The organism is Acerihabitans sp., assembly GCF_036398755.1.
GTDB lineage: Bacteria > Pseudomonadota > Gammaproteobacteria > Enterobacterales > Enterobacteriaceae > Acerihabitans.
In genome coordinates this window covers 1-22340 of sequence record NZ_DASWOM010000066.1, presented here as the reverse complement: position 1 = coordinate 22340, position 22340 = coordinate 1, and the positions used below count along the sequence as shown (strand labels likewise).

16 protein-coding genes are annotated in these 22340 nt (G+C 58.5%); 11 read left to right on the top strand and 5 right to left on the bottom strand.

Going from position 1 to position 22340, the window contains the following annotated elements; genetic code table 11:
• The first annotated feature begins 40 nt into the window (after positions 1-40).
• From VGC33_RS11160 to VGC33_RS11150, 3 genes are all read left to right on the top strand, one after another.
• The gene (locus VGC33_RS11160) at positions 41-223 is read left to right on the top strand and encodes a Trm112 family protein (RefSeq protein WP_162365646.1); all 183 of its coding nucleotides are present in this window, start codon (positions 41-43) and stop codon (positions 221-223) included.
• On the top strand, positions 220-975 hold the full coding sequence (gene kdsB, locus VGC33_RS11155; protein ID WP_331120826.1) for a 3-deoxy-manno-octulosonate cytidylyltransferase: 756 nt from the start codon (positions 220-222) through the stop codon (positions 973-975). The genes VGC33_RS11160 and kdsB overlap by 4 nt, the downstream gene beginning before the upstream one ends.
• A gap of 109 nt (positions 976-1084) precedes the next feature.
• Positions 1085-1978, top strand: coding sequence for a YcbJ family phosphotransferase (locus VGC33_RS11150; protein ID WP_331120825.1), 894 nt, complete (start codon positions 1085-1087; stop codon positions 1976-1978).
• Between the two features lie 61 nt (positions 1979-2039).
• On the opposite strand, the gene elyC is transcribed toward VGC33_RS11150, so the two are convergent.
• Positions 2040-2825, bottom strand: coding sequence for an envelope biogenesis factor ElyC (gene elyC / locus VGC33_RS11145; protein WP_331120824.1), 786 nt, complete (start codon positions 2823-2825; stop codon positions 2040-2042).
• 152 nt (positions 2826-2977) lie between these two features.
• Between elyC and cmoM the strand changes: the two genes are divergently transcribed.
• The 7 genes from cmoM to VGC33_RS11110 all read left to right on the top strand — a co-directional run bounded on the left by cmoM (position 2978) and on the right by VGC33_RS11110 (position 13706).
• Positions 2978-3763, top strand: coding sequence for a tRNA uridine 5-oxyacetic acid(34) methyltransferase CmoM (gene cmoM / locus VGC33_RS11140; RefSeq protein WP_331120823.1), 786 nt, complete (start codon positions 2978-2980; stop codon positions 3761-3763).
• Complete coding sequence (gene mukF, locus VGC33_RS11135; RefSeq protein ID WP_331120822.1) at positions 3760-5082, top strand: chromosome partition protein MukF; 1323 nt, start codon at positions 3760-3762, stop codon at positions 5080-5082. Before cmoM ends, mukF begins: the two co-directional genes overlap by 4 nt.
• Positions 5063-5791 (top strand): chromosome partition protein MukE, encoded by a 729-nt coding sequence (gene mukE, locus VGC33_RS11130; protein ID WP_331120821.1) that lies wholly within the window; start codon positions 5063-5065, stop codon positions 5789-5791. Before mukF ends, mukE begins: the two co-directional genes overlap by 20 nt.
• Positions 5788-10242 (top strand): chromosome partition protein MukB, encoded by a 4455-nt coding sequence (gene mukB / locus VGC33_RS11125; RefSeq protein WP_331120820.1) that lies wholly within the window; start codon positions 5788-5790, stop codon positions 10240-10242. The genes mukE and mukB overlap by 4 nt, the downstream gene beginning before the upstream one ends.
• A 242-nt stretch (positions 10243-10484) precedes the next feature.
• Positions 10485-12284, top strand: a complete 1800-nt coding sequence (gene ldtD, locus VGC33_RS11120) for a L,D-transpeptidase LdtD (RefSeq protein WP_414636920.1) — start codon at positions 10485-10487, stop codon at positions 12282-12284.
• Between the two features lie 182 nt (positions 12285-12466).
• A complete protein-coding gene (gene mepK / locus VGC33_RS11115) occupies positions 12467-13015 on the top strand; it encodes a peptidoglycan L,D-endopeptidase MepK (protein WP_331120819.1) in 549 nt (182 codons plus the stop codon).
• Between the two features lie 61 nt (positions 13016-13076).
• Positions 13077-13706: an MBL fold metallo-hydrolase gene (locus VGC33_RS11110; protein ID WP_331120818.1), complete on the top strand. Its 630-nt coding sequence runs from the start codon at positions 13077-13079 to the stop codon at positions 13704-13706.
• Between the two features lie 52 nt (positions 13707-13758).
• Here the strand turns inward: VGC33_RS11110 and VGC33_RS11105 are convergent, their stop codons facing one another.
• The 4 genes from VGC33_RS11105 to pncB form a co-directional block, all read right to left on the bottom strand.
• Positions 13759-14949 carry an amino acid aminotransferase gene (locus tag VGC33_RS11105; protein WP_331120817.1) on the bottom strand — a complete coding sequence of 397 codons (1191 nt, stop codon included), beginning with the start codon at positions 14947-14949 and terminating at the stop codon, positions 13759-13761.
• Between the two features lie 237 nt (positions 14950-15186).
• Positions 15187-16299, bottom strand: a complete 1113-nt coding sequence (ompF, locus tag VGC33_RS11100; RefSeq protein ID WP_331120832.1) for a porin OmpF — start codon at positions 16297-16299, stop codon at positions 15187-15189.
• Between the two features lie 300 nt (positions 16300-16599).
• Positions 16600-18000 carry an asparagine--tRNA ligase gene (gene asnS / locus VGC33_RS11095; protein WP_331120816.1) on the bottom strand — a complete coding sequence of 467 codons (1401 nt, stop codon included), beginning with the start codon at positions 17998-18000 and terminating at the stop codon, positions 16600-16602.
• Positions 18001-18211: 211 nt separating this feature from the next.
• Complete coding sequence (gene pncB, locus VGC33_RS11090) at positions 18212-19417, bottom strand: nicotinate phosphoribosyltransferase (protein ID WP_331120815.1); 1206 nt, start codon at positions 19415-19417, stop codon at positions 18212-18214.
• Positions 19418-19724: 307 nt separating this feature from the next.
• Between pncB and pepN the strand changes: the two genes are divergently transcribed.
• Positions 19725-22337, top strand: coding sequence for an aminopeptidase N (gene pepN / locus VGC33_RS11085; protein ID WP_331120814.1), 2613 nt, complete (start codon positions 19725-19727; stop codon positions 22335-22337).
• The last annotated feature ends 3 nt before the right edge of the window (positions 22338-22340 follow it).

Genomic DNA, 22340 nt, shown 5'->3' with positions numbered 1-22340 from the left:
GCCCATTGGCGCATCGCAGGGTGTGTATGCTGGAGGAATTATGGATCACCGCTTATTGGAAATCGTGGCGTGCCCGGTATGTAACGGCAAGCTGTATTTTAATAAAGAAAAACAGGAGCTCATCTGTAAATCGGACGCCCTTGCCTATCCGGTCCGGGACGGCATTCCGGTGTTACTGGAGAGCGAGGCCCGCGCCCTGACCCTGGACGAGACAAACCAATGAGTTTTGTGGCTATCATTCCCGCGCGGTTCGCCTCCAGCCGCCTGCCGGGCAAACCCCTGGCGGATATCAACGGCAAGCCGATGGTGGTGCACGTAATGGAGCGCGCCCAGGAATCCGGCGCGGACCGGGTCATCGTGGCAACCGATCACCAAGGCGTGGTGGACGCCGTGCGCCAGGCGGGCGGCGAGGTATGCATGACCCGTGCCGATCATCATTCCGGCACCGAACGCCTGGCGGAAGTGATTGATCGCTTCCAGTTCCCCGATGACCAGATCGTGGTGAATGTGCAAGGCGACGAACCGCTGATTCCCCCGGTCATTATCCGCCAGGTGGCCGATAACCTGGCCAACTGCCAGGCGGGCATGGCAACGCTTGCGGTGCCCATCACCACCGCCGGGGAAGCCTTTAATCCAAACGCGGTCAAAGTGGTGATGGATGCCCAGGGTTTCGCGCTGTATTTTTCCCGCGCCGCCATTCCCTGGGAGCGCGAGCGTTTCACCCTTTCACGTGAATCCATCGGCGACACCTTTTTGCGCCATATCGGCATCTATGGCTATCGCGCTGGTTTTATCCGCCGTTACGTGGGCTGGAAACCGAGCCGGCTTGAGCAGATTGAAATGCTCGAGCAACTGCGGGTACTCTGGTATGGAGAAAAAATCCATGTCGCGGTGGCGAAGGAAGTGCCGGGCATCGGCGTCGATACCCCGGAGGAGCTGTTGCGCGTGCGCGAACTGATGCGTCATAACCGCTGATATTGCGCTAAATCTTGATCTGAAACGAAGAAGTCTGCCGGTGAAGCCCGCATGATGGCCCGTGTTTGTTATTTGCACGTTGGCCCATCACATAAAGGTTAAGTCTGTTATGGAACAGTTGAAAGCCGAGTTAAGCGCAGTACTGGGGGAATCCCTGAGCCGTCTGGAGCGGATCAGCGAGCAGCCTTATGCGCATCTTTATGCTATGTATGATAAGGAAGGACATCCGCTTTCATTGCTGGCTAAAAGCTATATCTGCCAAGGCATCGCGCAGCAGGAGGCGTACAAGCTCTCCATGCTGGCCCGCGAGGGCGAGGTGCGGTTGCCCACGGTCTACGGCCTGGTGGTGACGCAGCAGGCGCCGTATAAGGAACTGCTGCTGATGGAACGCCTGCGCGGCGTGTCGGCGGAAGCGCCAACCCGCACGCCGCAGCGCTGGGGGTTGCTTAAAGATCACATTGTCGAAAGTATGCTGGCCTGGCACCGTATCGACAGCCATGGTTATGTCGGCACCGTTGACAGCACACAGGAAAATACCTGGCCCAACTGGTATGCGCAACGCATCGAGGTCATTTGGTCCACGCTGCTAAAAGTCTCCGCGCCGCTGCTGACCTATGAAGATCGCAACCTGCTGTTCCGCACCCGCCAGAGCCGCGAAAGATTGTTTGCCGATTACCAGGAAAACTGCGTGCTGGTGCACGGCAACCTGACGCTGCGCAGCATGCTCAAGGACCAGCGGACCGATCAATTGCTCGCCATGCTCAACCCCGGCACCATGCTGTGGGCGCCGCGCGAGTACGATCTGTTCCGCCTGTGCGAAGAGGGCATGGCCACCGATCTGCTCTACCATTACCTGAATAAGGCGCCGGTGCCCGATGCCTTCCTTTACCGGCGCTGGTTATACGGAATCTGGGAAGCGGCGGCGCGCTATATACACACCGGGCTGCTGGACCGCTCGGTCTTCGATCTGGCGGGCCGGGAGCTGATACCCTGGCTGGATTAGTCGGGCTTGCGCCGGCGATAAGCGTCGGCGCGATCCACGTCACGGCCGATCGTCGACGCGCTTAAGGCGACGGGTCGGCGTGCGTCGCGCCGCCGGTGAGCTTTTGCCAGGCGCGCCCCAGCGTTTCATACCAGGCGCGGTCGGCATGCCCCAGCCACAGCGGGGATGGCAGGACTTTCTCCCACACATTCAACGGACTGTTGATAGCCATCTGGTTGGCCGGGGCGGGGATGGGCGTCAGCCCCTGCGCCCGGAAAAAGCCCATGGCGCGCGGCATATGATTGGCCGACGTTACCAGCAAAAATGGCGTTTTGCCTACCAGCGCCGCCACGCTTTGCGCTTCTTGCCGGGTATCGCGCGGCGCCGCCAGAACAATAATATCTCCCGCCGGCACGCCGAGGCTTTGCGCTACTCCCGAGGCGGTACTCGCGCTACTGACCGGGTTGCCCGGCGCCGCCGCGCCGGTAAACACCAGTTTGGCGCCGGGGTTGGCGCGATAAAGGCGAATGCCTTCGGCCACGCGCGGCAGGCTGTTATTAATCAGATTGGAGCTGGGCGCCCATAACGGATTAAAGGTGTAGCCGCCGCCCAGCACCACGACATAACCGATGCCCGGCAGTTGGCCGCGATAGGTGGGATAGGCCGCCTCCAGCGGCGCCAGCAGCCGATCGGCCACCGGTTGCAGGCTTAACAGCAGCAACGCCAGCCAGCCCAGGGTCACCAGGCCCTTACCGGTACGCTGCCAGCGCGTCAGCCAGAGCAGCAGCAGCCCGGCGGCCATAAGCAACATCAGCAGCGGCAGCGGCAGTAATAACCCGCCGACGATTTTTTTAAGCGTAAAAAGCATCGGAAAACGCTCCAGTTGGATGAAATATGGTCAACCAGGCGCGATCCGGCGCCATAAAGATTCATTCTAAGTCAGCCTGTGACAAAATAGTCAATTCACGGCGGGTTTATGGTAAAAACACCTTTCCCGTCCGCTGTGCCGGAGCATTGATTATGCAGGACCGCAATTTTGACGATATTGCCGAAAAATTTGCCCGCAATATTTACGGCACCACCAAAGGGCATATCCGTCAGGCGGTGGTCTGGCGGGATTTGCAGGGATTGCTGGCACGGCTGCCCCCGCGCCCGCTGTATATCCTCGACGCCGGCGGCGGTGAAGGCCGCATGGCCTGCCAGTTGGCGGCCCTGGGACACCGGGTGTTGCTGTGCGATCTGTCGGCCGGCATGATTGAACGGGCGCGCCAAGCGGCGCTAGAGCACAATGTGATGGATAACATGCAATTCGTGCAAGGCGCCGCGCAGGATATCGCGCCCCATTTGGAAAGGCCGGCCGATCTGATATTGTTGCATGCGGTATTGGAATGGGTAAGCGAACCGCGCGCGTTGTTGCAGGGGCTGTATGATTGCCTGGCGCCGGGTGGCGCTCTGTCGTTAATGTTTTACAATAAGCACGGTCTGGTCATGCGTAATATGATCCTGGGCAATATTGAGTTTGTCGCCGCCGGGATGCCGAAACGCAAAAAGCGCTCGCTGATGCCGGACCATCCCTGCGATCCTGAGCAGGTGTTCGGCTGGCTGGCCGGGATGGGCATGACGCTCAGCGGCAAAAGCGGCGTGCGGGTGTTTCATGACTATCTGCAAAACAAGCAGCAGCAACAGGATGATTTTCCTGCCTTATTGGCGATGGAACAACTGTATTGCCGGCAGGAACCCTTTATCAGCATGGGGCGCTACATCCACGTCATGGCGCATAAACCCTCCCTGAAGGATGAATTATGAGTGAATTTTCCCAGACTGTACCGGAGCTGGTCGCCTGGGCCCGGAAAAATGACTTCTCGCTGGCGCTGCCCATCGAACGGCTGGCGTTTGTGCTGGCCATCGCCACGCTCAACAGCGAGCGCATGGACGGTGAGATGAGCGAGGTCGATTTGGTGGACGCCTTTCGCCACGTCAGCCAGGGGTTTGAACAGACCAGCGAAACGGTGGCGGTGCGCGCCAATAACGCCATCAACGATCTGGTGCGCCAGCGCCTGCTCAACCGCTTCGTCAGCGAACTGGCGGACGGCAACGCCATCTATCGCCTGACGCCGCTGGGTATCGGCATCAGCGATTATTATATTCGCCAGCGCGAATTTTCCACGCTGCGTTTGTCGGTGCAATTATCCATTGTCGCCCAAGAATTGCAGCGCGCGGCGGAGGCGGCGGAGGAGGACGGCGATGAGTTTCACTGGCATCGCAACGTGTTTGCCCCGCTGAAGTATTCGGTGGCGGAAATTTTCGATAGCATCGATATGACCCAGCGCATCATGGACGAACAGCAGCAGTCGGTGAAGGACGACATCGCGGCCCTGCTCAACCAGGACTGGCGCGCCGCCATCAACAACTGCGAGCTCCTGCTGTCGGAAACCTCCGGCACCCTGCGCGAACTGCAGGACACCCTTGAGGCCGCGGGGGATAAGCTGCAGGCCAATCTGCTGCGCATCCAGGATGCGATCCTCGGCCATCAGCAGCTGACCTTTATCGACAAGCTGGTGTTTGATCTGCAAAACAAGCTGGACCGCATTACCAGTTGGGGACAACAGGCAATCGATCTGTGGATCGGTTACGATCGCCACGTACACCGTTTTATCCGCACCGCCATCGATATGGATAAAAATCGGGTCTTCGCCCAGCGGCTGCGCCAGTCGGTACAGAACTACTTCGACCATCCCTGGGCGCTGACCTATGCCAACGCCGATCGTCTGCTGGACATGCGCGACGAGGAACTGGCGCTGCGCAGCGAAGAGGTGACCGGCGAACTGCCCCCGGACATGGAATATGAAGAATTCAACGAGATCCGCGAGCAGCTGACCGCCATGATCGACCAGGCGCTGGCGCAATACAAACAGCAGCATCTGCCGCTGGATCTTGGCCAGGTTATGCGTGACTACCTGGCGCGTTTCCCGCGCGCGCGCCATTTCGACGTCGCGCGTATTTTAGTTGATCAGGCGGTACGTCTGGGTGTCGCCGGATCGGACTTTTCCGGATTACCGCCGCACTGGCAGGCAATCAACGATTACGGTGCTAAGGTACAGGCCCATGTCATCGATAAGTATTGAAGAAAACATGCCGGTTAAGCTGGCAAAAGCCCTATCGAATTCCCTGTTCCCGGCGCTCGACAGCCTGTTGCGCTCCGGGCGCCATATCGGCGTCGAGGAGTTGGACAACCATGCGTTCCTGATGGATTTCCAGGAGGAGCTCGAGAGCTTTTATCGCCGCTACAATGTGGAGCTGGTGCGCGCGCCGGAAGGTTTTTTTTACCTGCGCCCGCGTTCCACCACGCTGATTCCGCGCTCGGTGTTGTCCGAGCTGGATATGATGGTGGGGAAAATTCTCTGTTATCTGTATCTCAGTCCCGAACGCCTGGCCCATGAAGGCATATTTACCCAGCAGGAACTCTATGATGAACTGCTCGGCCTGGCGGACGAAAACAAGCTGCTGAAGCTGGTCAACCAGCGCTCCACCGGCTCCGATCTCGACCGGCAAAAGCTACAGGAGAAGGTGCGCACCTCGCTTAACCGTCTGCGCCGGCTGGGCATGGTGTGGTTTATGGGCAACGATGCCTCGAAGTTTCGCATTACCGAGTCGGTATTTCGCTTCGGCGCCGATGTACGCAGCGGTGATGATGCGCGCGAGGCGCAGTTGCGCATGATCCGCGATGGGGAAGCGATGCCCATTGAACAGGCCTTATCGCTAAATGACGAACAGGACGACGATGGCAATCTTAATGACGGATCGTCGGAAAGCGCCGAGGATGAACTGGCATGATTGAACGTGGTAAATTTCGCTCACTGACATTGGTTAACTGGAACGGTTTTTTTGCCCGTACCTTCGATTTGGACGGGTTGGTGACCACCCTGTCCGGCGGCAACGGCGCCGGCAAGTCCACCACCATGGCGGCCTTTATCACCGCCCTGATCCCGGACCTGACGCTGCTCCATTTCCGTAATACCACCGAAGCCGGCGCCACCAGCGGCTCCCGCGACAAGGGGCTGCACGGCAAGCTGCGCGCCGGGGTCTGCTACGCCGCGCTTGATGTCATCAACTCCCGCCACCAGCGGGTGCTGGTCGGCGTGCGCTTGCAGCAAATCGCCGGACGCGATCGCAAAGTCGATATCAAGCCTTTTATGATCCAGGGGCTGCCGGTGGCGGTGATGCCCACGCAGATCCTCACCCAGGCGGTAGGCGATCGCCAGGCGCGGGTATTAAGCCTGCAGGAGCTCAAGGAGCGGGTGGAGGAAACCGAAGGCGTACAGTTCAAGGTGTTTAACTCCATTACCGACTATCACGCCCAGATGTTCGATTTAGGCGTTATTCCGCGCCGCCTGCGTTCGGCCGCCGATCGCAGCAAATATTACCGCCTGATCGAGGCCTCGCTGTACGGCGGTATTTCCAGCGCCATCACCCGCTCGCTGCGCGACTACCTGTTGCCGGAGAACGGCGGGGTGCGCAAGGCGTTCCAGGATATGGAAGCGGCGCTGCGCGAAAACCGCATGACGCTTGAAGCGATACGCGTTACCCAGTCCGATCGCGATCTGTTCAAGCATCTGATCTCGGAAGCCACGTCCTACGTGGCGGCCGACTATATGCGCCATGCCAACGAACGGCGCATCCACCTTGACGAGGCGCTGAACCTGCGGCGCGATCTGCTCGGCAGCCGTAAATCGCTGGCGGTGGAACAATACCGCCATGTGGACATGGCGCGCGAGCTGGAGGAGACCACCGGCAGCGAGGCGGATCTGGAAACCGATTACCAGGCGGCCAGCGATCATTTGAACCTGGTGCAGACCGCCATGCGCCAGCAGGAAAAAATCAGCCGCTATCGCGACGATATCGACGAGCTGACTTTCCGGCTTGAGGAGCAAAACGAGGTGGTGGCCGAGGCCCAGGACCGACATCAGGACGTCGAGGCGCGCGCCGAGGCCGCCGAACTGGAAGTCGACGAGCTGAAAAGCCAGCTGGCGGATTACCAGCAGGCGCTTGACGTGCAGCAAACGCGCGCCATTCAGTACCAGCAGGCATTGCAGGCGCTGGAACGCGCGCGCGAACTCTGCGTGCTGCCGGGGCTTGGCGCCGATGACGCCGGGCGTGAGCTGGACGTCTTCCAGGCCCGTGAACAGGAAGCCACCGAGGTGCTGCTCGGACTGGAACAAAAGCTGAGCGTGGCCCAGGCGGCGCACGGCCAGTTCGAGCATGCCTTTGCGCTGGTGACGCAAATCGCCGGCCAGGTGGCCAGGAGCGAAGCCTGGCAGACCGCCCGCGAGCTGCTGCGCGACGCGGCGTCGCTCTCGCATCAGGCCGAGCGGCTACAGCCATTGCGCAGCCAGCTTGATGAACTTGAGCAGCGTCTGCGCGAACAGCAGGAAGCCCAGCGCCTGCTGGCGGAATTCGGTAAACGTATCGGCGTCGAGTACCGGCCGGACGAGCTGGACGGAGCGCGCCAGGAGCTGGAAGCGCGGGTGGAGACGCTGTCGGTCAGCGTCTCCGAGTCAGGGGAGAGGCGCATGGCCTTGCGCCAGGAGCTCGATCAGATCCTGGCGCGGCTGCAATTGTTGACCCAGCGCGCGCCGGTATGGCTGGCGGCGCAGGATGCGTTGACCGCGCTTGGGGAACAAAGCGGCGAAACCCTGGAGAGCGGCGCGCAGGTTACCGAGTATATGCAGCAGCTGCTGGAACGCGAGCGCGAGACTACCGTCGAACGCGATGAAGTGGCGGGCCGTAAACGGGCGCTTGAAGATCAGATCGAGCGGCTGAGCCATCCGGGGGGCGGGGAGGATCCGCGCCTGGCCACGCTGGCGGAACGTTTTGGCGGCGTGCTGTTATCGGAAATCTACGATGATGTCACCTTTGACGACGCGCCCTATTTCTCGGCGCTGTACGGCCCGTCGCGCCACGCTATCGTGGTGCCGGACCTGTCGCGCATCCGCGAGCAGCTTGACGGCCTGGACGAGTGTCCGGACGATCTTTACCTGATCGAGGGCGACCCGCAGTCGTTTGACGATAGCGTATTCGGCATCGAGGAGCTGGAAAGGGCGGTATTGGTGAAGGTCGCCGATCGCCAGTGGCGTTATTCGCGTTTTCCGGCGGTGCCGCTGTTCGGCCGCGCGGCGCGCGAGAAGCGTCTGGAGATCCTGAACGAAGAGCGCGACGCCCTGGCGGAACGCTACGCCACCCTGTCGTTTGATGTGCAGAAAATCCAGCGTCTGCATCAGGCGTTCGGCCGTTTTGTCGGTTCCCATCTGGCGGTGGCGTTTGAGGACGATCCGGAAGCGGAAATCCGCCGCCTGGTCAGCCGGCGCGGCGAGCTGGAGCGGCTGCTCGGCGATCATGAAGGACAGAACCAGCAGCAGCGCCAGCAATATGAACAAGCGCGCGAGGGATTGGGGCTGTTGAACCGCCTGATCCCGCGCATCAGCCTGCTGTGCGACGATACGCTGGCCGATCGCCTCGACGCCGTGCGCGAAGATTGGGAAGACGCCCAGGACGCGGTGCGTTATCTGCAGCGCCACCGCGCCGACCTTGATAAGTTGGAGCCGTTGCTCGCGGTATTGCAAAGCGATCCCGAGCAGCATGAGCAACTGCAGGCGGATTACCAGCAGGCGCAGCAGGCGCAGCGCCAGGCTAAGCAGCAGGCGTTTGCCTTGACCGAAGTAGTGCAGCGCCGCGCCCACTTCAGCTATTCCGATTCCGCCGGCATGCTGACGGAAAACTCGGATCTGAACGACAAACTGCGCCGGCGGCTGGAGCAGGCGGAAGCCGAACGCGGTCGGGCGCGCGACGCGTTGCGCCAGCATCAGGCGCAGCTGACCCAGCTTAACCAGGTGCTGGCCTCGCTGAAAAGCGCCTATGACGCCAAACGCGATATGTTCGCTGAACTGACGCAGGAATTGCAGGATATCGGCGTGCAGGCCGATGCCAGCGCCGAAGCCCGCGCCAGGGAGCGCCGCGATCAATTGCACGCCGCCCTGAGCCAGAACCGCGGCCGGCGCAATCAGCTGGAAAAACAGCTGACCTTCTGTGAAACGGAAATGGAGGCCCTGCGCAAAAAGCTGAACAAGCTGGAGCGCGATTATCATCAGATGCGCGAGCAGGTGGTGACCGCCAAGGCCGGTTGGTGCGCGGTCATGCGTTTGGTGCGCGATAACGGCGTTGAGCGCCGGCTGCACCGGCGCGAACTGGCCTACCTCGAGGCGGAGGAGCTGCGTTCCATGTCCGATAAGGCGTTGGGCGCGCTGCGCCTGGCGGTGGCGGATAACGAACATCTGCGCGATGTGCTGCGGCTTTCGGAAGATCCCAAACGGCCCGAGCGGAAAATCCAGTTCTTCATCGCGGTTTACCAGCATCTGCGCGAGCGTATCCGCCAGGATATCATCCGCACCGACGACCCGGTGGACGCCATTGAACAGATGGAAATCGAATTGAGCCGGCTGACCGAGGAACTGACGGCCCGCGAGCAAAAGCTGGCCATCAGTTCCAAAAGCGTGTCTAACATCATCCGTAAAACCATCCAGCGTGAACAGAACCGTATCCGCATGCTTAACCAGGGATTGCAGGCGGTGAGCTTTGGCCAGGTGAAAAGCGTGCGGCTGAACGTGAACGTGCGCGAGGCTCACGCCACGCTGCTCGACGTATTGAGCGAGCAGCAGGAGCAGCATCAGGATTTATTCAGCAGCAACCGGCTGACCTTCTCCGAGGCGCTGGCAAAACTGTACCAGCGCCTGAATCCACAGATCGACATGGGGCAGCGGACGCCGCAGACCATTGGCGAGGAGTTGCTGGACTACCGCAACTATCTGGAAATGGAAGTGGAGGTCAACCGTGGCGCCGACGGCTGGCTGCGGGCGGAGAGCGGGGCGCTTTCCACCGGCGAGGCTATCGGTACCGGTATGTCGATCCTGGTGATGGTGGTGCAGAGCTGGGAGGAAGAGTCCAGCCGTTTGCGCGGCAAGGACATCTCGCCCTGTCGCCTGTTATTCCTGGATGAGGCGGCGCGCCTTGACGCCAAGTCCATCGCCACGCTGTTTGAGCTGTGCGACCGGTTGCAGATGCAGCTGATTATCGCCGCGCCGGAAAATATCAGCCCGGAAAAAGGCACCACCTATAAATTGGTGCGCAAGGTGTTTAATAATCAGGAGCATGTGCATGTGGTGGGCCTGCGCGGCTTTGGCGGCGAAATCCCTGCGATGCCGGCGGAAATCGCGACGCAGGAAGCCTCCTGAGTGGAAACGGCGCTCCCTTGAACACGTCTGCCCTGGGGCCGGCGCCGGCATACCTGGCATGCCCTGGGACGCTCTTCCTTTAACCCGCCGGGCGCAAGCGCGGCGAAGCGCATAAACGATTACACATTAAGCCACATACGGACAGCGCAGAGTTGGCTTTCTGCTTATATACTAATAAGGTAAAGTTGAGTGTAAATAATAACACGATAATAATTAACAATTCTGCATACAGGGGACATGGGATGTTACTCACCAATTATGTTTTATGGCGACGTGGGCTTCTCGCTTGCCTGCTGGCATCAAGCCTGTTACCGCTGATGGCCGCCCGCGCCCAGGTGGCCACCGCCCCCATCATGCCGGATACCAAGACGCTGGGGCACAGCAGCGCCGCATTGGCGGCGGTGCTGCCCGCCGGCGTCAAGCCCTATTATGCCGCTCAACTGACCGCGCTCTATGCCGCCCGGCACAATCAGCCCATGTGGCAGGATCGCGACGCCATCCAGCAGTTCCAGCAGCAACTGGCCGAACTGGCGCTGTCCGGGGTTCAGCCGCAGTTCATCACCTGGGCGCAATGGCTGACCAATCCCGATATCAGCCCGATGGCGCGCGACATTATCCTGTCCGACGCCATGCTCGGCTACCTGCAATTCGTTACCGGCGTTGAGCAAAACGGCGAAGTCTGGCTCTACAACGGCACGCCTTATCGCCTGGCGCCGCCGCCGGCACTGGCGGTGGAACATTGGCAGCACGCGATAAATGATGGCGGCATCGGGCGTTTTGTCGCCGGGCTGGCGCCGCAGCATCCCCAGTACCCCAAGATGCACCTGGCGCTGAAAACCATGCTGACCGATAATCATCCCTGGCCGCAGCTCAACGGCAGTGAAAGCCTGCGTCCAGGGCAACTGAGCGACGACATCCCGGCGCTGCGCGAAATCCTGCACCGTAGCGGCATGATCATGCCGGCGGCGGCCACGCCGCTGCCCACCGCCGACAATATGCCGGCGGACGCGCGTACCGCGCCGCCGGTATCTGCCGCCCAGCAGTCGGTAGTGGTGAGTCCGGCGGCTGATTCCCTGGCGCCTTCCGCCTCCACGTCCGATCCGGCCGTGGTGGCGACGGTCGACCCGCAGGACAAAGTCTTCTCGCCCGATCTGGTGGAGGCGGTCAAGCGCTTTCAAAGCTGGCAAGGATTGACGGCGGACGGCGTTATCGGCCGCCAGACGCGGGATTGGCTGAATGTATCGCCGCAAACCCGGGTGACGCTTCTGGCACTGAATATCCAGCGGCTGCGGCTGCTGAACAACCGTGTCAATACCGGTATCCAGGTTAATATCCCTAATTTTTCTCTGGTCTATTATCAACAGGGCGCCCAGGTATTGGCATCCCGGGTTATCGTCGGCCGGCCAAGCCGCAAAACCCCGCTGATGCGCAGCGCGCTCAGCAGTGTGGTGCTTAACCCGCCGTGGAATGTCCCCACCTCCCTGGTGCGCCAGGATATCGTGCCCAAGGCGATGCGCGATCCGGGTTACCTGCAGCGTAACGGCTTTACCGTCCTATCGGGCTGGAGCAGCGATGCCGAGGCCATCGACCCCGGCACTCTGGACTGGGGCATGATATCCCCTTCGCATTTCCCGTTCCGGCTGCGCCAGAATCCGGGCGCCAACAACGCGCTGGGGCGGTATAAATTCAATATGCCCAGTTCGGACGCCATCTATTTGCACGATACGCCGAACCATAATCTGTTCCTGAGCGATATGCGCGCCCTGAGCTCCGGCTGCGTGCGGGTGAACAAGGCGTCGGACCTGGCCAACATGCTTTTGCAAGATGCCGGCTGGGGCGATACGCGGGTGAGCGCCACGCTGAAAGAAGGCAATACCACCTATGTGCCGATCCGCCATCAAATACCGGTGAATCTGTTTTATCTTACCGCCTGGGTGGCGGATGACGGCAAGCCACAATTTCGTACAGATATTTACAATTATGATTCCACTATAAAAGTAGGGGTTAAAAGCCTGGCCAATGCGCAGCGGCTGCTGCAATAACCCGCTGAACGAATGAGAATTATTTATAGCCGGAGCGACTCGGCTCCGGCCGCTTAATCTGTGAGCCTTTGCAAACCTTGACAAAGCGTGGGTTGACTGCGCTAATAACTGCGGTTATGGTTCCCGACGGTGCGCTTATGTGCAATTCGTTCGTTTCCTTATGCCGATTGGTTATTTCGCTCATGGATCATATAAATCATCACCGCCGCAAACTCTTGACGTTAAGCTGTGCCGCTATGGGCATCGCCATGCTGCCCAGCACTTCTTTTGCCATGCTTTCCACGCCCCGGCCCCGAATCCTTTCGCTGAATAATCTGAATACCGGCGAAACGTTAAAAACCGAATTTTTTAACGGCAAGGGGTATAATGCCTCCGAGCTGTCGCGCCTGAATCATTTTTTCCGTGATTACCGCGCTAATAAGGTTACGACTATCGACCCGCGCTTGTTTGAGCATATTTATCGCCTGCAAATGATGCTCGATACCACCAAACCGGTGCAGTTGATTTCGGGCTATCGTTCGGTGGACACCAACAATGAGCTGCGCGCGCGCAGTTCCGGGGTGGCCAAGCACAGCTATCATACGCTGGGCAAAGCGATGGATTTCCATATTCAGGGCGTGCAGCTGAGCAACATCCGTAAAGCGGCGATGAAAATGCGTATGGGCGGGGTGGGGTATTATCCCAGCAGTAACTTCGTGCATATCGATACCGGACCGGTAAGAGCCTGGTGAGTCTGCTATCGCCGGGTTCGGGCCGGGTGTGCCGGGCGAAAACAGACAGTTATGGAGCGTTATGAAATACCACATTATCCCGGTTACCGCCTTCAGCCAGAACTGCTCGCTGATATGGTGTGAAAAAACCGGCGAAGCGGCGCTGGTCGATCCCGGCGGCGACGCGAACAGGCTCATCGCGGCGGTTGCGGAAAAACCGGTAACGATTAAACAAATTTTGCTGACCCATGGCCATCTGGACCATGTCGGCGCTGCCGCCGAGCTTGCGGCGCACTTTGGCGTGCCCATCGTCGGCCCGCAGCGCGAAGATCTTTTTTTGCTGGCGGGACTGCCGGATCAAAGCCGCATGTTCGGTCTGGACGATTGCCAGCCCCTGACGCCGGATCGCTGGCTGGAGGAGGGTGATGAGGTGCTGGTCGGCGAAGAGCGTTTCGCCATCCTGCATTGCCCGGGCCATACCCCCGGACATATCGTGTTTTATAACGCCGCCGCGCATTTTATCCTGATGGGCGACGTGCTGTTTTACGGCGGCGTCGGCCGCAGTGATTTCCCGCGCGGCAATCATCAGGATTTGATCAATTCCATACGCACCAAACTGCTGCCCCTGGGCGACGATATCGATTTTCTGCCGGGCCATGGACCCATGTCCACTCTCGGCCACGAACGCCTGACCAACCCTTTTCTGCGATAAAAAAAGCCGCCCTAAAGGCGGCTGATACGATTGATAAACCCGCCGCCTTCCGTCAGAGTACCGCCACTATCGCTTCACACAGTTGCGCCATATTGTCGGTGGTCATGCCGGCCACATTAACCCGGCCGGAGTTCACCGCATAAACGCCGAACTCGCTGCGCAGCCGCAATACCTGCTCTTTGGTCAGGCCGCTGAACGAGAACATGCCGTTTTGCGAATTGATAAACTCGAAATCCTGCTGCGCGCCTTTTTCCCGCAGGGTGTTAACGAACAGCTGGCGCATGCGCCGTATGCGCTGGCGCATTTCGGTCAGCTCCTGCTCCCACAACGATTTCAGCGCCTCGTTGCCTAAAATGGTGGCGACGATGGCGGCGCCGTGGGCGGGCGGATTGGAGTAGTTGGCGCGGATGCAGGACTTCAGCTGGCTGAAGATTTTGTCGGCGGTGCCGGCATCGGCGCCGACCAGGGTACAAGCGCCGACGCGTTCGTTATACAGCCCGAAATTCTTGGAATAAGAACTGGCGATAATCATCTCCGCGTGGTTGGCGGCAAAGATACGCAGGCCCGCCGCATCTTCTTCCAGCCCATGGGCAAAACCCTGATAGGCGAAATCAAATAACGGCAGCCAGCCTTTGCTGAGCGACAGATCGGCCAGGGTGCGCCATTGGGCCTCTGTCGGGTCGATGCCGGTGGGGTTATGGCAGCAACCGTGGAATAGCACGACATCGCCGGCCTGGGCGTGCTCCAGGCTTGCCAGCATGCCGTCAAAATCAAGCCTGTGGTTGACCGCATCGTAGTAATCATAATCCGCGGTTTCAAGGCCGACCGCGGCGAAGATATTTTTATGGTTCGGCCAGGTGGGGGTGCTTATCCATACGCGCCGGGTGGCGGTATTGCTGGCCAGGAAATCCGCGGCGACACGCAGCCCGCCGGTACCGCCGGGGGTTTGCGCGGTGCGGGCGCGGTCGGCGCCGATGACCGCGCTGTCCGTGCCGAACAGCAGCGTTTGGGTGCAGCGGGCAAACGCCGGCAAGCCGTCGATACCGAGATAATTTTTGGTGACTTCGTTTTCCAGCAGCAGTTGTTCGGCTTTTTTAACGCTGGTGAGCACCGGGGTCTGGCCGGTTTCATCTTTATAAACACCGATGCCGAGATTGATTTTATTAAGGCGATTGTCGGCGCGGAAAATATCCAGCAAACCAAGGATGGGATCGGCGGCGGCCAGTGGGATGGTTTCAAACATTTTAAAGGGTTCCAGAAGGTAACTAAGGGTGAGCGTAGAGTGTTGACAGGTTACCGCCAGAAGGACGCTTTGCCAACAGGCTGGGTAAAAAAACGCTGTGACGGCGCGGGGAAAATTATCAGAAAGGGTAGGGGAAACGGCAATGACAAAAAATGCCCAAAAAAAAGCGGGGTAGCCACCCCGCCTTGTTTATCTTGAGCTGCGGCAACGCTACGCCGCAGGGAGATATGCGTCGACTTAGAACTGGTAAACCAGGCCCAGTGCAACGGTGTCGTCGGTACCGGCGCCCAGCTTGTTGTTGTCATCAACTTTATTGATGATGTAGTCAACATAGGTGGACATATTTTTATTGAAGTAGTAAGTGGCGCCAACTTCATAGTATTTCAGGATATCAGTGTCGCCAATGCCGCCTTCAACGTCTTTCGCCTTGGACTGACCGTAAGCGATGGACGGACGCAGGCCGAAATCAAACTGATACTGGGCAACCAACAGGATGTCCTGGGTTTTGTTGGCAAAACCGGCGACATTGGTGGTTACGCCGGCAGTGGTGATCGGCGCGGTGATAGGCGTGGCATTACGGTTTTCGCCGTAGGTGGCGGCCAGGTAAATATTGTTGGCGTCATATTTAACCGACGTTGCCCATTGTTCGGCACGGTCGCCCTGGCCAATCGGTGAACCGTTCTGCGCGTCGGTACGGTCGGAAGAGGCATAAGCGCCTACGATGCCCAGGCCGATCGGGGATACGTAAGAAACTGAACCGCCGTAGCCGTCGCCGTTAGCGCGTTGGAAATCATCGCGTTCATTTTTACCCTGGTATTGCAGGGCAAAATCCAGGCCGTCGACCAGACCGAAGAAATTGGTGTTGCGGTAAGTGGCAACGCCGGTGGTACGGCCAACCATGAAGTTATCGTTGTACGCGGTATCACCACCGAATTCCGGCAGCATATCGGTCCAGCCCAGGGCGTCGTATACTACGCCGTAGTTACGGCCATAGTCGATTGAACCGGCGTCGCCGAATTTCAGACCGGCAAAGCCCAGACGGGTTTTATTACCCTTCTGTGCATCGGTGCCGCCTTCGGTATTGTTGGCGTTGAACTGATATTCCCACTGGCCGTAACCGGTCAGTTGGTCGTTAATCTGGGTTTCGCCTTTAAAGCCAAGACGGGCATAGCTCTTGTCGCCGTCGCCAGCAAAGCTGTTAGCGTTGTCGTTAGAGAAGTAATGCAGGCCGACAGCTTTACCGTACAGATCCAGTTTGTTACCGTCTTTATTATAAACTTCGGCCGCATTAGCCGCGCCAGCAGCCAACAAGGCCGGAATTACCACTGCAAGAAGATTGCGCTTCATCATTATTACTACCCTCATTGGTGTTATTCGGACACCTGCCACTGCCGCTAATATTTCTAGATGAAACATTATTGAGAGTTTGGTGTCTTCCTGTGTCTGCACGCAGTGTTCCATTCGTAGACCTGTTAATCCACATGGAAAATGCTACAAAGGTCGCAATCCTGTTTCAGCGGGAAACCGTGTGTTACAAAATGTAAATATCACGGAACTTTGTGAGAGAACTCAAACTTTGAAAAGATAAAGGCCAGCATAGCTGGCCTCAGGATCTTATATATATGTTTTTCTTATATTTTAAGAAGAAATTTAGAAGTTGGCGTTGCGCGGGCTTCTGGGAAAGGGAATTACGTCACGAATATTTTGCATTCCTGTGACATAAACGATCAAACGCTCAAATCCCAGTCCAAAACCCGAATGCGGCACGGTGCCGTAACGGCGCAAATCGCGATACCACCAATAATCTTCTTTATTCAGGCCCATTTCCGCCAAACGCTCGTCTAGCCGATCCAGGCGTTCTTCACGCTGCGAACCACCGATGATTTCGCCGATCCCCGGCGCCAAGACATCCATTGCCGCCACGGTTTTGCCGTCGTCGTTCTGGCGCATGTAGAACGCCTTGATATCTTTAGGGTAATTTTTAACCACCACCGGCGCTTTAAAATGTTTTTCCGCCAGATAACGCTCATGTTCAGAGGACAAATCGACGCCCCAGGAAACCGGGTTTTCAAAGCTTTGGCCGGAGGCGATTAAAATATTCACCGCCTCGGTATAATCCACCTGGGCAAAATCAGATGCAATAAAATGTTCCAGCCGGGTAATGGCTTCCTTATCCACGCGCTCGGCAAAAAATTTCATATCATCGGCGCGCTCGTTGAGCACTGCCTGGAAGACATATTTCAGCAACGCTTCCGCCAGGCCGGCGATATCGTCCAGGTTGGCGAAGGCCACCTCCGGCTCCATCATCCAGAACTCGGCCAGATGGCGCGTGGTATTGGAATTTTCGGCGCGGAACGTCGGGCCGAAGGTATACACTTTAGACAACGCGCAGGCGTAGGTTTCGGCATTCAACTGGCCGGAGACGGTCAGGAAAGCCTCCTTGCCGAAAAAGTCTTCTTCATAGTCAACCTTGCCCTGCGGGGTGCGCGGCAGGTTTTCCAGATCCAGGGTGGAAACCCGGAACATTTCACCGGCGCCCTCGGCGTCGGACGCGGTGATAAGCGGCGTGGAAAGCCAGAAGAAACCGCGTTCATCCATAAAGCGGTGAATAGCCTGCGCCAGCGTATGGCGCACCCTGGCCACCGCGCCAATCATATTGGTGCGCGGGCGCAGGTGCGCCACTTCACGCAGGTACTCCACGCTGTGGCGTTTCGCCGCCATCGGGTAGGTATCGGGGTCATCCACCCAGCCCAGCACCTCCACCTTGTCCGCCTGGATCTCAAAGCGCTGGCCGCCGCCCAGTGATTCGGTAACCCTGCCGCTGACCGCCACCGAACAGCCGGTGGTCAGGCGCAGGATGTCGGACTTGTAATTAGGCAGATTATTATTTATGACAGCCTGTAAAGGATCAAAGCAGGAACCGTCATAGACGGCAAGAAAGGAGATACCGGCTTTAGAATCTCTCCGGGTACGCACCCAACCATATACAGTGACTTCACTGTCAGCCGGTATGCGCCCTTGCAGTACGTCGACTACAGGCACTACGCTCATAAATGACTCTCTTAACTCATTGTGATGGGGGATTGAACATTATCGCCGCGGCGAAAGCTGTAATATGTTACTTGGCGGGCAGAATGACACAAGCGAAAATCATCATTTTAATCACAGATTTTGTCTGCGGGCGCAAACAATCGCCGGGTAATGAGCATAGGGGGCGGCAATTAGCGCGCCGGACGGGCCTCCGGCGTGGGGAACCGGCTTATCAGCTGGCTTTTTTTACCAAGGGTAAATCGAAGGCCTTGCGCAGCGCGCGGACAAACGCCTTGTCCTGGCACATGCTTTTACCGGGGCTGTCGGAAAGCTTGGCCACCGGCTTGCCGTTGCATTCCGTAAGCTTAATCACGATATTCAGCGGCTTCACCCCCGGGATATCACAGGTCAGCCGGGTGCCGATACCGAACACCAGGTTTATCCGCTGCCAGAAATGACGATACAGCGCCAGCGCCTTATCGAAATCGAGGCTGTCGGAAAATACCAATGTCTTGGTCAGCGGATCGATACCCAGCTTGCGGTAATGGGCGATCGCCTTTTCACCCCATTCCACCGGATCGCCGGAATCATGGCGCAGTCCTTGGTAACGCGTGGCGAACCGGTCGCCGAAATCGCGCAGGAACGCATCCATGGTAATACAATCGGTCAGGGCAATGCCCAACTGGTCGGGGTATTCATCAAGCCATGCCTCAAGCGCGGCGCGCTGGCTATTGGCCAGCACCGGGCTTATCTGCTGATGGGCCTGAAACCACTCGTGCGCCTGGGTGCCCACCGGCGTTAACGACAGCCGCCGGGCCAGATCGTAGTTGCTGGTGCCGATAAGATAGGGAAAGTCCCGCTGCAGTTCGCTGACCACATCGAACTGGACCTGGCGCGAAAAACGCCGGCGGGTACCGAAATCCATGAGTTTGAAACGTGAGATATCGATATCCCGGCTGGCGTCGCGAAAATGACGCAGCTTTTGCCGCAGCTGCGTCAGCGCCATATCACTGACATCACAAGGCGCGCGCCGGCGATGGATCACTTCACTGATGACCGCCAGCAGCGGCACTTCCCACAGGATCACCTCGCGCCAGGGGCCGGTAATGCGGATATCGAGCTTGCCGTTATGGTTGCGTACCCGCACCTGGCGCGGGTCGAACCGGAACGCGCGCAGCCACGCCAGATAATCCTGATGGAAAAAAGGCAGGCCGGAGAGAAAAACGAATTCTTCGTCGGTCAGCGCCAGGTTACGCATCAGGTCGATTTGCGCGCCAATCTCGGCGGCGTATTCGCCCAACATGTCGTCGCCCCGGCAGCGGAACTCGGCGGTGCCGGTAACATCATGATAACGGTGATAAACCGCCTGCTGCATATGCAATTTGTAGGCATCGGTGTCAAGTATCGACGTTAAGATCGGGTCAATGGCTAAATTCATGGCGCGTTACAGCATCCTTATACGACACATAAATACAGTCGGATAAATGGCAAATCGACTGAAGTGTACCCGGCTTGTTCTGTAAGTGTAGTCACATCAAATCATAAATGGCGTCGTAACGTCGAGGCTTAAACGTGCCGTCCGGGATGAATCGGCAGGATATAAGCCGGCGGCCCCGCATATTCGCTTTTTTTTCATTCACCGGCGCGCGCATTTTAACGGACCTCGCCGCTTAACAATGGCAACATGGTCTTAACAGGAATAGACTTATCACAGAGAAATCAATGACGATGCCAAAAGGTTAAATATGACTCAACAGCCGCTAGCAAAATACCGCCATGATTATCGTGCGCCGGATTATACCATCACCGATATCAGCCTGGAATTCGATCTGAACGCCGAGACCACTACGGTCACGGCAATCAGCAACGTTGTCCGCAAAGGGCAGGCGGGAGCGCCGTTGATACTAAACGGCGAGGACCTGCAACTGCTCAACGTCAGCATCGACGGTCAGGCGTGGTCGCATTACCGCCAGGAAGGACCGTTGCTGGTGATTGACCAACTGCCCGGGGCCTTTACCTTAACCATCGTAAACGCCATCCATCCGGCGCAGAATTCGGCGCTGGAAGGGTTGTACCTGTCCGGCGAGGCCCTGTGCACGCAATGCGAGGCGGAAGGCTTCCGGCATATTACCTATTACCTGGATCGCCCGGACGTGCTGGCGCGTTTTACCACCCGCATCATCGCCGACAAGACGCGCTACCCTTTTTTGCTGTCCAACGGCAACCGCATCGACGGCGGCGATATGGCCGATGGCCGTCATTGGGTGGTCTGGCAGGATCCGTTCCCGAAACCCTGTTATCTCTTTGCCTTGGTAGCCGGCGATTTTGACGTGCTGCGCGACAGTTTCACCACCCGTTCCGGACGGGAGGTGGCGCTGGAGCTGTTTGTCGATCGCGGCAACCTGGATCGCGCCGACTGGGCCATGACGTCGCTGAAGCGGTCGATGCGCTGGGATGAAACCCGTTTCGGCCTGGAATACGATCTCGATATCTTCATGATTGTCGCCGTCGATTTCTTTAATATGGGCGCCATGGAAAACAAAGGCTTGAATGTCTTCAATTCCAAATATGTGCTGGCGCGCGCGCAGACCGCCACCGATGTTGACTACCTGAATATCGAGCGGGTTATCGGCCATGAATATTTTCATAACTGGACCGGTAACCGTATTACCTGCCGGGATTGGTTCCAACTGAGCCTGAAGGAAGGGCTGACGGTGTTTCGCGACCAGGAGTTCAGCGCCGATCTCGGCTCGCGGCCGGTTAACCGCATCGGCAACGTGCGCGTGATGCGCGGCTCGCAGTTTGCCGAGGATGCCAGCCCGATGGCCCATCCGATTCGTCCCGAGAAGGTTATCGAGATGAATAACTTCTATACCGTGACGGTGTATGAAAAGGGCGCGGAAGTGATCCGTATGCTGCATACGCTGTTGGGCGAAGAGAAGTTCCAGGCCGGCATGCGGCTCTATGTCGAGCGCCATGACGGCAGCGCCGCCACCTGCGATGATTTTGTCGACGCCATGGAACAGGCTTCCGGTATCGACCTGGCCCAGTTCCGCCGGTGGTACAGCCAGTCCGGCACGCCGGTGCTGTCGGTGCGCGACGATTATAATCCCGAGCTGCGGCAATATCAGCTGCACGTCAGCCAGATGACGCCGCCGACCGCCGACCAGGCCGAAAAACTGCCGCTGCATATTCCGCTGGATATTGAACTTTACGATGTCGAAGGCCGGGTTATTCCCTTGCGCCGCCACGACCAGCCGGTTGATAATGTCCTGAATATTACCGACGCGGTGCAGACCTTTATTTTCGACGACGTGCCGTCGCTGCCGGTCCCGTCGCTGCTGCGCGGTTTTTCCGCGCCGGTGAAGCTTGATTACCCGTACGGCGATCAGCAGTTGACCCTGTTGATGCGGTTTGCCACCGATGAGTTTTCCCGTTGGGATGCCGCGCAGAGCCTGTTGTCTATCTATATTCGCCTGAGCGTGGCGCGCTGGAGCCAGGGACAGCCGCTGACCCTGCCGCTGCATGTGGCCGACGCCTTCCGCGGCGTGCTGCTCGATCCCGCCCTCGACCCGGCGCTGGCGGCGCAGATCATGACGCTGCCCAGTGAAAACGAGATGGCTGAATTATTCAGCGTTATCGATCCGACGGCTGTCCATGAGGTGCATGAGGCGTTGATTCGCTGTCTGGCGACGGAGCTGGCCGACGAGCTGCTGGCGGTTTATCTGGCGAACCGGACGCCGGTTTACCGGGTCGAGCATGAGGATATCGGCAAACGCGCGCTGCGTAATATTTGCCTGTTCTACCTGGCGTTTGGCGATCACGATCGGGCAATCAGGCTGACCACCGCGCAATATCACGAGTCGGACAATATGACCGATGCGCTGGCGGCAATGTCCGCCGCCGTGGCGGCGCAGCTGCCTTGTCAGGCGACGCTGCTGGCCGAGTTTGACGAGCGCTGGCATCATGACGGTCTGGTGATGGATAAATGGTTTACCCTGCAGGCCACCAGTCCGGCGAGCGATGCGCTCGCGCAGGTTAAATCCCTGCTGACCCATCGCTCTTTCAGTCTGAACAACCCTAACCGCATCCGGGCGTTGATCGGCGCGTTCAGCGCCGGGAATCCATCGGCATTCCATGCCGCCGACGGCAGCGGCTATCGGTTCCTGGCCGAGATCCTGGTCGAACTGAATACGCGTAATCCCCAGGTCGCGTCCCGGCTTATCGAGCCGTTGATCCGTTTGCGGCGCTACGATGAATCCCGCCAGGCCTTGATGCGCCAGGCGTTGGCGACGTTGCAGGCGTTACCGAATCTGTCCGGGGATTTGTTTGAGAAAATCACCAAGGCGCTGGGGTAGCCT